The sequence below is a fragment of the Laceyella tengchongensis genome, from assembly GCF_900182735.1.
GTDB classification, from domain to species: Bacteria; Bacillota; Bacilli; order Thermoactinomycetales; family Thermoactinomycetaceae; genus Laceyella; species Laceyella tengchongensis.
In genome coordinates, this window is record NZ_FXTU01000008.1 from 71,177 (window position 1) to 85,007 (window position 13,831).

A 13,831-nucleotide genomic window follows, 5' to 3' on the forward strand; every position below is an offset into this window, starting at 1 on the left:
GGCGGATGAAGTGATGTTGACTGAACAGCAGATTCGGCAGTTTATGCTGGAACAAGCGTACAAACCGCTCACCCTGGCTGAATTGATCGATCAATTCCAGGTGGCGGAAGAGGAGCGGGAGGCGTTTGCCGAGCTCTTAGAGACCATGGAGGCGGATGGGAAAATCGTTCGCACGCGCACGCAGCGGTACGGCGTGCCGGAGCGGTTTAACCTGATCCGCGGCACCTTGCAGGGCAGTTCCAAGGGATTTGGCTTTGTCATCCCGGATACGCCCGGCAAACAGGATATTTATATCCATCTCAATGATATGAACGGCGCGATGGATGGCGATTTGGTTTTGGCGCGAATTCACAAGAGCAAGACGGAGAGCCGCCGTCCGGAAGGGGAGATCGTCCGTGTTCTGAAGCGGAAACGGGACAAAATCGTCGGGACGTTTTCTCGGTTGTCTTCGCACTTCGGCTTCGTGATTCCGGACGACAAACGCATTGCCGCTGATATCTTCATTGCTCCCGAATTGCAGATGGATGCCCGTGATGGCCAGAAAGTCGTGGTGAAACTACACCATATCACCGGACGTCATTCGGCCGAGGGGGAGATCATCGAAATTTTAGGTCACCGCAATGATCCCGGCGTTGACATTGTGTCCATCATCCGCAAGCATGGATTGCCGGAAGCGTTCCCAGAAGCGGTGATCGCTGAAGCGGAGGCCATACCGGAAACGATCAACGAAGAAGACCTGAAGGGGCGGCGCGACCTGCGCGGGCGAAACATGGTGACCATTGACGGCGAAGACGCCAAAGATTTGGACGATGCTGTGTCAGTGGAGCGGTTGCCCAATGGTAATGTGCGTTTAGGCGTCCATATCGCCGATGTCAGCTACTATGTCCGGGAAGGGTCTGCACTGGATCGGGAAGCATATGAGCGGGGATGCAGTGTCTACCTCGTTGACCGGGTGATTCCGATGTTGCCCAAGCGCCTTTCCAATGGCATTTGCAGCTTGAACCCACAAGTGGACCGCCTAACCATGACTTGTGACATGGAAATTGACCCCACAGGCGATGTGGTCGACTACGAAATCTACCCCAGCGTCATCAAAACCAATGAGCGGATGACTTATTCCGACGTCAAGAAGATTATCGTCGACGAAGATCCGGAATTGATCGAGCGTTACCGGCCGCTCGTCGATGATTTCCGCCTGATGGCTGACTTGGCGATGCTTCTGCGCAAGCGGCGCCTAAGTCGGGGAGCGATTGACTTTAATTTCACCGAAGCCAAAATCATTGTCGATGAAAAAGGTAAGCCGGTGGATGTGGTGAAACGGCCCCGCACCATTGCCGAGCAACTGATTGAAGAGTTCATGCTCAAAGCCAATGAGACAGTGGCGGAACATTATTTTAATCTGCAAGTGCCGTTTGTTTATCGGATTCACGAGAATCCCGATGCTGAGAAATTGAAGAATTTCTATGAGTTTATCACCAGCTTCGGTTACTCGGTAAAAGGTAAGCCGGATCAAGTCCGCCCGCATGCCTTGCAGAGTTTGCTGGAAAAAATATCCGGAAAGCCGGAAGAGCATGTGATCAGCACCGTATTGTTGCGCTCGATGAAGCAAGCTAAGTATGCGACAGAAAACGTGGGGCATTTTGGCCTGGCGGCGCCCTTTTATTCGCACTTTACGTCGCCCATCCGCCGTTATCCCGACCTGTTGATTCATCGCGTCATCCGCGAAATCGTGGAGAAAGGGGCGTTAACCGTCGAGCGGATCGACGAATTAAACGCCTATTTGATTGACGCAGCCCAACAATCCTCCATCCGCGAGCGGGTCGCTGTCGACGCCGAGCGGGAGACCAACGATCTCAAAGCGGCTGAGTTCATGATGGATAAAATCGGGGAAGAGTATGAAGGCATCATCTCCAGCGTCACCTCGTTTGGGATCTTCGTGGAGTTGGAGAACACGATTGAAGGATTGATCCACGTCAGCTTCCTGACTGACGATTATTACCGTTACGATGAATCCCATTACTGCCTGATCGGGGAGCGAACCGGACGCATCTTCCGGATTGGAGATCGCGTGCGTATCAAGGTCAGCGGTGTTAACATCGACGAACGCAAAGTGGACTTCGAACTCTTGGAGCACTTCTCCGATGAGCGCTTTGAACGCCCAGCCAAAGGAAAGAAGAAGAAATTTAAGCGCAACAAAGATGCCGACGCCGCTCGCGCCACCAAAGGCAAAAAAGGCAAATTCTATGAAGTAAAATGGGAAGATACTGCCGCCAAGAAAAACGGAGACAGCAAGAAAAAAGGAAAAAAGAAAAAGAAGAAAACCTATCGCAACAAGAGCAAGAAGAAATGACAACAATAAGGAAAAAGCCAGGCTTGCGGGCTTTTTCCTTTTCCCACTGTGCATTGCCATGGCCATCAAGCATTGACTCTTTCCCAAACTTTTTGATAAAATGTAGGTTGCACGACTTTTGAGGGCTGAGGTGAAAACGATGGGAAGCAAATCATCTAAAATCATTGCCAAAAATAAAAAGGCATTTCACGATTACCATATCGAAGAACAATTCGAAGCCGGCATCGTTCTCACCGGGACGGAGATCAAATCGATCCGCCAAGGCAAAGTACAACTCAAAGACAGTTATGCCCGGATCGACAAAGGGGAAGTTTTTATCGTTGGCATGCATATCAGCCCCTTCGACAAAGGCAACCGCTTCAACGTCGACCCTACTCGCACTCGCAAATTGCTCATGCACAAACGTGAGATTGACAAATTGCTGGGTATTACCAAGATCAAAGGGTTGACCTTGGTTCCGCTCGACGTGCACCTGAAAAACGGTTTCGCCAAAATCCAGCTTGGACTGGCGCGCGGGAAGAAGCTCTATGACAAGCGGGCGACCGAAGCGAAGCGCGAAACGGATCGGATGATTCAACGGCGCTTGAAAGAACAAAACATGCGATAAAAAAATGAAATAACCCCTTGCATAATGCATGGAACCCTGCTATAATCTAAAACTGTGATCGACATATTTGCTCGACAAACAGTTGAATTCCGGGGGCGTTCTTGGGATTCGACGGGGATAGTTCGAGCGTCAGTAGCGAGCCGAGGGGTTGCGTCTCTCGTTAATCACGCAAATGCCAAATGTAACTGGCAAAAACGAAAACTTTGCTCTGGCTGCTTAATTAAGCGACCAGGATCCGCTTCTCCATCGCCCATGTGGAGCTGTCGGGTCTCATACCTTAGTGGGCTAGCTGCCTGATCGGCCACTGGTCAGAAAGCGAATCTCAAGTGGCTAGTCTCTATAAACGCCTGTCACTGGGCAGTTATCGAGGCGAACACTTAGTACAGTGACTGCGCTCGGAGAAGCTGGCGTGGCGATGTCTTCGGACAGCGGTTCGACTCCGCTCGCCTCCACCAACCAATACAATATGCTGATGTAGCTCAGCTGGTAGAGCACTTCACTCGTAATGAAGGGGTCGCAGGTTCGAATCCTGTCATCAGCACCAAACCAAAGCCCGAGATGTCGGGCTTTTTTTGTGTTTAAATTAATTGCTCAATTGGATCTAGTTGCAGTTATGATTATAATATTATTAATTATTTATAATATATAATAGATGTTAATATGATTTTTTATAGATAACTTTAATATTTGATCAATAACGACTATTAGATGGAATAGTGATGATAGTAGATTGTCCAAAGTCATATCTGCTGTATAGGAAATGATAAAATAATTGGACAGAAAGACGCCCTGGTTTACGAATTATTTATTTGAATGTATATAGATACAATAAATTTTGATGCAATTAGCTCTAGACAACTATATTTATCTACTGTTGATAGATGAATATGATCTTTAACTTATTATGAGAAGAAGGGTGGCAGAGGTGCCATTGGCTAATACAGATATTAAATTGGGGATGTATGTAAGATGTCCAATTGAAGATGAGTATACGAATGAACCGAGACGGTTTGCACTAGGACAAGTAATAGAAATAAATGTATTTTATGGAGAGGTTAAGGTTCGATTTTATGTTCCAGAAAAAAAGAGCGATTTATATGAAATATATAATCTCCCACCTGTAGAGAAGTACCTAATAGAGCAAGTGAAAAAGGTCAGAATCTTACCAAATACAGATGTCTTACTCAAAAGCAGTGATAAAAATGCGCGCTTAATTTCTTTTTCTCATACGGATGAAAATGGGTTCCACCATTATTATATTCAGCATAAAGTAAATGGTAAAAATGTTATTAGACTGGAATCTGAAGCTGAGATTATTGCTTTTTTCACTAGAGGTGACTCAGATGTAAAAGATCAAATACTAAGTTACGAACTGCATAATCCAAATTGGTATCTTCATCGACAAGTAGTAGCAGATTCTATACACAGCTTAAAAAATGCCACGTTTGGATTCGAAACTTTAATTGGTTCAAGAGTTTTTTTGTTGCCACATCAGGTTGATACAATTGTTCGTGCTATTACGAATACACCCTGTCGTTATATGTTAGCTGATGAAGTTGGATTAGGGAAGACGATAGAAGCGTCTGTAATTATGAAGGGATTGCAGAAACGTTTAGGTTCGTTACGAATTTTATTAGTTGTACCTCAATCGCTAGTATATCAGTGGCGTAATGAATTATCGTACAAGTTTTGGACGGACTTTTCAGTTTATAAGACTGAGGATTGTTTGGAAAGTGAGAAAGCTATTATTTTTCCATTGGAAAAGTTAAATACTGCTCAAGGGAGAAAAGTTCTTTCATTACATTGGGATCTATGTCTGATTGATGAGACTCATCGTTTATTAAGAAGAGAAGAAGAGTATAAGCAGATTTTTATGCTTAGTAAAAGAGTGGAACATATTCTCTTACTAAGTGCTACACCGATACAATCACGTCATGAAGAATTTTTAAAATTAGCTGCGCTACTCGATCCACAAAAGTATGGTGAAATGTCCAAAGAAAGATTTAAATTCCTTTTAGAAAAACAAGATTATCTGCGGAAAAAAGTATATCGTATGATGCGCGATTTACCTGATTATATCGAAGATGAATTAGCTGAAGAATATGTCGAGGAGCTAGAAGAGATTGCTGATCGATTAGCAGATCCAATTCTACATGGCATTGTAAATCAAATTAATCCAGATTCTGAAGATCAAGGACTTGATCAAGTGAAATTAGCTTTAGCTTATATTGCTGAGCACTACCAAATTGAGCGTAAAATTATTCGTCATCGTCGGAAAGAGCTTAGTGATAAGTTACCTAAACGCGTTTTTGATTTCATGTCATATGAAATGAGAGGCGGAGATGAGAATTTTTATGAGGTAGAAGTATATGATTCCCTACTGGAATATTTGCACTATATAAACCAACAAGTAATCAATGGTGGGGATTATGCTAAATACTTTTTAAGTGCTATGTTTAGCTCCCCGTATGCGTTGTTAAATGTGATACAGAACAGAGAAAAAATGATTGAGAGCAAATGTGTACCGATAAGTAGTCCATTTGTTCCAATTCAGGATGGAGAAAGGGAGTATTTGCAAACCATTCGCTTTTATGCTGAGCGTTGGCATCGAGCAACAGAGCAAGAGTTTACCCAAATTAATAGATTATATGATGATCCTGATTTGATTAAAGGTCGCTTAATGAAAGCTATTGATTATATATCAGCTTATACAGTTGATGAGAAGTTAGTCATTTTCTCTTCTTGGACAGAGACGATTCGTGCATTTGAAAAGATATTAAAGGAGCAGTATGGCTCAAACGCTGTTGTTAGCTTTTATGATGGGAAGAGTGATCAGGAATTACAAGAAGCAGTGGATCGTTTTCAAAGAGAGGCGACTTGTCGGTTTATGCTGTGCGATTCATTAGGTGGAGAAGGACGTAATTTTCAAATGGCTGATCAAATTCTTCATCTCGATCTACCATGGTCTCCTACTGACTTAGAACAACGTATTGGCCGATTGGATCGCATTGGGAGAGAAAAGGAAGTACGCTCTATTGTATTCTGTACAGAACAAACACTAGAGCATGACTTATTTAATATTTGGGATCAAGGACTGCATATTTTTCGTGAGTCTCTCAGTGGTGTAGAAATTGCCATTGGTGAGATTCAAGAGGAAATCGTCCAAGCTCTATATAAAGATGTCCGGTATGAGTTGCGAAATATTCTTCCTAAGATGCAAAAACAGCTGGATAAAATGCGTGCGGTAGTAGAAGAAGAACGTTATTTTGATATGGCTCGACAGTTGGACAAGCATGTCCAAGAGCAATTAATGAGACTTATTCAGAAGTTTGAGCGCGAAAATGGACAACAACTTGCTGAAACCATGTTGGAATGGTCTTCTATGACAGGACTCGGAAGCAGTTCAGCAGAAAAGGGAAAAGTTGTTGTTTTTCGCCCTGAACAAACATCTATTAATTCGATGAAAAAGACTTTATTTATCCCCCCCGACTTAATAGAAGCAAGAAGAAGAGCAAAGCGAACAGGCGAAGTTAGAGGAACCTTCAATCGCAGTATTGCTGTTAATCGAGAAGATTTAATTTTTTATGCACCAGGTGATCCCTTTTTCGAAGCTATTGTTAATAATGCTTATGAAATGGATAGTGGACGTTCTACTGCTTTTACGATTTGTAGAGCAGAATTAAATTGGGAAGGATTCATATTTACATGGTCTGTTGCGCTTAATCCGAATTACTTGCTAGCTTTAAAAGAACCACTGGAAAGTATTGCACTAGCACAAGGCTATCTGCCATTAGAACATATTTATACGACAGAAAGTCTTCAAGAAGATGATGTAGATGACCAAACTGTACTTTCTTGGCTAAATCCACATATATCAAAATCACGTATAGTTCATTTGGGGAAAAGAGGAAATGGAAGCATCACATGCTTTAAAAAGCAATATCCGCCTGAGTATTGGAAGTCAATATTTGAACAGGCTTATGAGCAGAGTGAACAAAAAGTCTACGAAAGGTTGAAGAATGAAATCGACTTAAAACGTGCTACTAATGACTTTCAGACAATGTTAAGTGCACAAAAAGCAGCACTTATCTATTATGGATCTCATGAAAAGCATTCACAAAGTGAATCGCGTATGAGACGGATGTATGAAGCATTACTCCAAGGTTTGAAAGATCCTATTGTTCGTCTGGAGTCAGTAGCTTTTGTTAGGTTGGTGATAGAATAATGCATAATAAAGTTTACCATTTGGTTCAGGAAGTATTAAACGGTCATCGATCAATACATGAGGGAATAAGTCTATTACAACGATATAGAAGAAAAATGGATGAGATAGAGTACTCACGCTCTTTTTGTGCTATCCGGTTATTTAAGCATTTGGATCATGTAGAGAAAGAGTTGGATCAGACTTCTTCTATTTATGATGTAGCTAGCTTGTTAAGACAATTTATCGAGATGTATCGTACTAGAGTTACTGTTTCTAGTGAATTGGCTAGAAAATTAAATCCCGCTATTGATAGTTGTGGCTTGCATATTGATTCGGTGAATGAAGTAGATATTTTGGACGAATGGCCTGATTGGTTACCAGAAAGGGAAAAACTTGATCCTATCTTTCAGCTTGAGCGGAGACGGAAGCAAGAGCAGCAGATGGGTGATAGTCTCTTGTATGGAATGACAGGATATGTTTCATATACCTCTAGGGAACAAAAACTAATGATTCAAGCCAGTATGAATATGAAACCGGGAGATACTTTATTGGCTTGTCTGCCCACAGGTGGAGGAAAAAGCTTAGTGGGCCTCTTACCTTCTTTTTTCGAAACCAAAGGAGGTACTCTGCGTGGAGCGATTGACAAAGCGGGAACGACTATTGTAGTTGTTCCTACCGTATCTTTAGCACTGGATCAGTGTCGTGCAGCAAAAGATTTTTTTTCAAGAGTTTCAGATACCTGTTTTATGCCACAAGCATATGTAGGGGATATGAAGAAAGAGGAACGTTCTAATTTATTTCAATCATTGTCAGAAGGGACAATCCCTGTTTTGTTTACATCTCCAGAGGCATTAATGAATAGAGGATTAAATGATGTAGTGATGCAAGCTGCAAGGAAGGGTTTTATTAATCGTTTAGTCATTGACGAAGCTCATATTGTTGTGGATTGGGGGATCAAATTCCGAACAGAGTTTCAGCTCCTATCTGCTTGGCGCAAGCGCTTGCTAGAAGAGAGTAAAGGTCGTCTTAAGACGGTATTACTCTCTGCTACAGTGACTGATTGGACGGCGAAAATATTGAGAGAGTTATTTTCTGAGCCGGGACATTATACGGAAGTTCGCAGTGATCAACTTCGTCCTGAACCCACATATTTGCTAGATACATCTATTAGTGAGGAAATTAGATACAATAAAATTGTTAATAGTATTCATTTGTTGCCGAAACCAATCATTTTGTATGTTAGTAAAAAAGAACACGCGAAAAAGTGGCGTGATCTGATTCGAGAGAAGGGGTACCGGTCGGTAGAGATTTTTACTGGAGATGTTAGCGGAGGAGAGCGACAAAGAATTGTGGAATGGTGGAATGAAGATAAGATCGATATCATGATTGCTACTTCAGCCTTTGGAATGGGTGTTGATAAAAGGGACATTCGTACAATTATTCATTGTTGTATGCCAGAAAGTATTAATCGATTTTATCAAGAGGTGGGACGAGCAGGAAGGGATGGATTAGCATCATTAAGTTTGTTAAGTTTTGTTCCACAGGATGAAGAAGTAGCTCGCGGATTAATGAGCAATGCAGTTATTACAACTGAGACGTTAACAGAGCGATGGGATCGTCTTTTCTCTCGTTCTACGAAGACCGACCTCTCGGATGAATATTGGATTCGAATGAGTGTGCAGCCTTCTCACTTAGAAGGGACACAATCAGGGAAACAAAATCAGGACTGGAATGAGTCGTTGTTACTTCTTTTGTATCGTCATAAATTTATAGATGTTAAACAGGTAATACATGATGAAAATGGCAATCGGGAAATTCTCGTCAAAGTACTTGATTATGAAACAATTAATGATCCTAAGTTGTTGTATGAGGCTGTAGAGCCATATCGTAAGCAAGAGCGCGATAGGATAAATAAAGAATTAGCACAAATGAAGAAGCTGATTGATCAAGGGAATGATCACTGTTTTTCTACTTTTTTTAGTAATATGTATCCATATGTAGAACGAATTTGTAGTGGCTGTCCATATTGTTGGCGAACCGGATCGGAAACCTTATATATGAAGCAAAAAACATCGATTCCTTATCGAAGCGCAATATCTAGTACTAGAACTGAGATTGTGGGACCACTTTCTAATTATGTTTGGGGAAGTAATGAAGTCTTATTGATAGGAGATCATACTCAACGTTCAAAGCCTGAAATGATTGCTGAACTAATGCGACAACTATTAAAAGCGAATGTATCCGTGTTCCTCTTGCCACCACTGGACAGCGATGCCAAAAAGAGAATTATTGAACAACTACCATGGGAAGAAATAAAGCTAGCCCATACTATTCTCCCCTATGATGAAATAGATTCATGGTTCATAGAGAATGAAAAAGACCCCATTGAATTTTTTTTAGAAGGGCATATGGCTATTTTTTACTCTGAAAATGAAGCAGTGAACAATCACTTTTATCGGTGGTTAAAGGAATATCAACATCGAACTGGGGCAGTAGTTATTCATATTGCAGAAACAAACTTGTGGATTCGGGATGAAGGTCGTACTCTGGATAATCTAGTCAATGCTATCCCCTTTGAAGTAGATGATTATATGAAAAAGCAAGCCGATTCACTTGATTTAAAATTAATTTAGAGGAAGGTGAGAAAATGCCGTTTGATAATAGTTTAAAAGCAATGCAGACACCGGAAAGACTTTATGCCCTTTGTCGTCTAGTACATCAGATGCCTTTATCACAAAACGAGTTGAAGGAAATGGTTCAACCTTCTACCCTCAATCAAAAACAGGATCAGTTTACAGAAGTGTTAAAACTGGCTAAGCGAGGAGACTTAATTGAACTTGATCCACAAACCAATCAATATCGTTCAAAATTACAAGATGAGCAACTTGATGATCTAGAAACTTTTAAAGCAGAAATTGCTAAGCGAGTTTTTTCTTCAACGAATTATATCTTTACTCAATTTACTTGCTGGTTTCTAAACAGAGGAGAAGAAGTATTAACGATGAAGAATGGAGATCTTGCAAGGCAATTTTTCCAGGAAGTTACTCTTGATGGGAATATAGAATATAACACAACGAATATTACTGCATGGAAGCAATGGGCTGTATTTTTAGGACTTGGTTACCAGTATAGTGGTGTCTTTGTACCAAATGCAGCTAATCGGATTCAGATTCTCTTAAAGAACCAAACCATGTTTCCTCTTCGCCAACCTATCCCTTTTCGGCAATTTATCAATTGGTTAGCTAATGAAGCACCCGAACTAGATGGTGGAAAAGTAAATATGGAATTTAATCGTTATTTCCAAGAACAGCAACTTTCTTATGCACTTTCATCGGGATTACGAACGTTACATAGCTTAGGAATGATTTATCTTAACTATATAGCTGATGCAACGGATGTATGGCATTTGACACTCAACCAGATGCATGAGATTCCGAATCAGGTTTCTCAAATTGAATTAAGAATTGGAGGCTAAGATATGAATCAATCAAATCGACTTCAGAGATTACGTGATGTGTATCATTTCGACGCAACGAACGTGAAATCGGAATATTTTCTTCTTACTCATAAACCATTTCGTAAGATTGAATTAGTGACTCCATATATGTCAGCAGATGAAAAAGTAGTAGTTAATGAGAATGAGTTTTTGCAAAACTATCTACTTCAAGAGAGAGAACGCCATAAGTTTATTGTAGTAAGCGGAGATAATGGCTCTGGAAAATCTCATTTTATACGTTGGCTCAAGGAGATGTATTTAAAAAATGTATCTTCGGAAGAAGATGCTATTATTTTTATTGCTCGCGCTCAAAGTACGCTTCGAGCTACATTAGAACAAATTATTCATTCAGAAGTTTTACAAGATCATCAGATGGCAGAGAAATTACAATCCTTAATTGAAGCCAATGAGCATTTAGGAAAAGAAAATTTAAAGAATAATATTTTGCATCAGTTTGCTATTGCTGTTAAAGAGGATAATGAAGAAACTTCTTTACAAGTGAAACTAAAGAAAACAGAAAAGAGACGATTATATGATTTTCTGGTCAGCATTGAAACCCAAACGTTATTAATGAGAGAAGATGGTCCGATTGATCGCATTTATAAAAAGTTAGCTTCAGAAGCCACAAATGAAGTGATGACTGAAGTAACACCACGATTTCTACCTGAGGATTTTTATGTAACGGTGGAACAAGCCAAAGCAATCCGAGAATCGGAAGCAAGTAGAAAAGCGCAGCATTTTGTTGAAGATATTATGGAACCATCTTCAAGAAATTCGCAAGAAGTACAAGAAGTTTTACAGAAGAGAGAAGCATATGCTAATTATCTTAATCAATTTTTAGATATTGTTGTTCAACGTTGTACACAACTACGTGGAACGGATTTAAAAGATGTATTGATGACATTACGTAAGGAGTTAAAAAAACAAGGTAAGAACTTGACATTGTTTATTGAAGATATTACGGCATTTACTGGGATAGACAAAGCTTTAGTTGAAGCATTGATAGCTGAGCATGAAGGATCGGAAGTGAACAATGAATTATGCCGGATTGTTTCTATTATTGGAATTACCAATAGTTACTTCCATTCATCTTTTCCAGATAACTTAAAGAATCGCATTTCGTATGAACTTAAAATGGATCAATCAGCATTGGGAACAGAGGACGACGTAGTTGAGTTGGCAGCCCGTTATATAAACACCATTTATCTGGATGAAAAGGAAATTGAGCAGTGGAATGCAAGAGGTGCAGATGTTAATGAGATACCAACAGCTCGTTTGTATGAGGAGCATTTATCTTGGGCGTCTTGTCAGACTGAGGAAGGCTATGTCCTACCATTATTTCCATTTAACGAGAAGGCTATTTATCAATTATTTATCATGCATGGTGTACGAACTCCTCGTGAATTTTTAAATCAGGTATTAATATCATATATGATGCGCTTTCTACAAGATACTTCTAGCTTTCCTCCTGCAATAAGTGAGTTTCGCCGAAGAAAGTTGAATGTGCCGATAATGGATAATATTTCAGATGAAGGGGTATTGAATCGACTAACAGGATCTCAAGCCGAAAAATATCAAAGTTTATTATGCATCTGGGGCAATCAAACACTTGAGTTAATTACAAAAGAAGGGAAGCAATGGATTGGTGGGTTAGAGGATAAAGTATTTGTGTCTTTTGGTTTGACACCATTACAAGAAATGATAAGTAAAGATAAAACCATAACTGCTAATCAAGCGAATAATAAGAAAGCGGATCCAGAGGTACCTACACCTACACCTAAAGGAGGAAAAACTCAACCTTCTTTAAATGACAAGACTTCTCCTTCTGTTCAAGAAGAAGTAAGCAAAAGGCAACAGGAGTTTAAACAAGTAAGAGAAGAATTGCTAGATTGGATGGATGGCCAGCCATTAGTAAATGATATTTACCGGGAAAGGCTTATCGATGTAATAAGGGATACTATTTCTTGGGAAGCAGAAGGTGTTCCAGTTCATATTGTTGATGAAGTGTTAACAAAAAACAGAGTGGAGATTGAAGGGCAAGCGATTTCAACTAAAACGAAAATCCATACTCTTACCTTTTATCGTAGTCCGGAACTTCGTTATGCCTTAGAAGCCTTAATGGCTTGGAAGATTTTAGGTAAGAATAGCTGGGATTTTAAAGATGCTCCACAGTATGCTTTAGCTCTATTTACTTGGATCGAGACGGAGAAAAAACGGATAATTGAATATGTACAGAAACCATCTGAGATTAGTGTATCTAACTGGCGCGCAGCTGAATGGGCAGTGGCAGCGGAGTTTTATCTTCGCGTGTTGAGTGGGCACTTTACATCTGATGTTCAAATGGAACCTCGTTCCTTATATGAATCACTACTATTACAACCAAAAGAGATAACAATGGAATCAGATCGTGCTTCAGCGTGGGGTAACCTACAAAGTTTACTAAAACAGAATGATATGACTGTAAACCATACAGAGGAAGGATTTCTTCGTTTCTTTAATAGAACACAAGGAAGTGTAAAAGAGCGTAGAAGTACAGACAAATTTATACTAGACTCTGGGCAAATCCTACAAGTAATTAAGCAGTTGATTCAAAGTGATTTTGACATCGAAAAACTAGATTTGCCCAAGAAAAAAGAAAGTCCGCTTGCTTGGTACCGTTCTATTAATTTGCTATATCTAATTAAAAGTCGCCTTCAGAATGCTTTAGAAGAGGAAAAGAAGCGGGTTGAAGAGGTTCGTGAAGAAATAAGACAGATTTTTGGTGATGTATCTACCGAAATTGAAATGCAAAGTTTACATCAACAAATGATAAATACGCTTAAATTCTTTGTTGATAAGAAAGAACCATTCGATCAAGACTTACAACAAAATATTGTACAGGATCCATCTTTTACCCATCATTTGGTGACATTTATTGCTCAAGCAGAACGCCTAAAACAAGGGAAAACAAGAACAGAGCAATTGTTAGTACTATCTTCCAATCCGGTGAAGAAAGTTAACAAGCATTTAGCAACTCTAAAAAAGTTTAATCGACTTCTAGATGGTATCGAAAATAAATATAGTTCTCGTGTACAGAACCCTCAATCAAGTTTTGAAAATGAACAGGATTGGCAAGAAGCAAGAAATCATCTGGAGCAGTTGAAAATAGAATTGAAAAAATTGGAGGAGGTGTAA

Annotated in this window: 6 protein-coding genes, 1 tRNA gene and 1 other RNA gene; all 8 read left to right on the forward strand. The window is 40.2% G+C overall.

Translation table 11 applies throughout. The features are described from left to right. The first annotated feature begins 13 nt into the window (after positions 1–13). Complete coding sequence (gene rnr / locus QQZ12_RS14500) at positions 14–2,350, forward strand: ribonuclease R (RefSeq protein WP_284724591.1); 2,337 nt, start codon at positions 14–16, stop codon at positions 2,348–2,350. 139 nt (positions 2,351–2,489) lie between these two features. Beyond that, positions 2,490–2,957 carry an SsrA-binding protein SmpB gene (smpB, locus tag QQZ12_RS14505; protein WP_022737568.1) on the forward strand — a complete coding sequence of 156 codons (468 nt, stop codon included), beginning with the start codon at positions 2,490–2,492 and terminating at the stop codon, positions 2,955–2,957. Positions 2,958–3,048: 91 nt separating this feature from the next. Next, positions 3,049–3,412: a transfer-messenger RNA gene (ssrA, locus tag QQZ12_RS14510) on the forward strand. Between the two features lie 13 nt (positions 3,413–3,425). Beyond that, a tRNA-Thr gene (locus tag QQZ12_RS14515) sits at positions 3,426–3,501 on the forward strand. Between the two features lie 381 nt (positions 3,502–3,882). After that, positions 3,883–7,182, forward strand: a complete 3,300-nt coding sequence (locus QQZ12_RS14520) for an SNF2-related protein (RefSeq protein ID WP_284724574.1) — start codon at positions 3,883–3,885, stop codon at positions 7,180–7,182. Next, positions 7,182–9,794: a protein DpdF gene (dpdF, locus tag QQZ12_RS14525; RefSeq protein ID WP_284724575.1), complete on the forward strand. Its 2,613-nt coding sequence runs from the start codon at positions 7,182–7,184 to the stop codon at positions 9,792–9,794. Before QQZ12_RS14520 ends, dpdF begins: the two co-directional genes overlap by 1 nt. A 14-nt stretch (positions 9,795–9,808) precedes the next feature. Next, positions 9,809–10,636: a hypothetical protein gene (locus tag QQZ12_RS14530; RefSeq protein WP_284724576.1), complete on the forward strand. Its 828-nt coding sequence runs from the start codon at positions 9,809–9,811 to the stop codon at positions 10,634–10,636. Positions 10,637–10,639: 3 nt separating this feature from the next. Continuing rightward, the gene (locus tag QQZ12_RS14535) at positions 10,640–13,831 is read left to right on the forward strand and encodes a hypothetical protein (RefSeq protein WP_284724577.1); all 3,192 of its coding nucleotides are present in this window, start codon (positions 10,640–10,642) and stop codon (positions 13,829–13,831) included.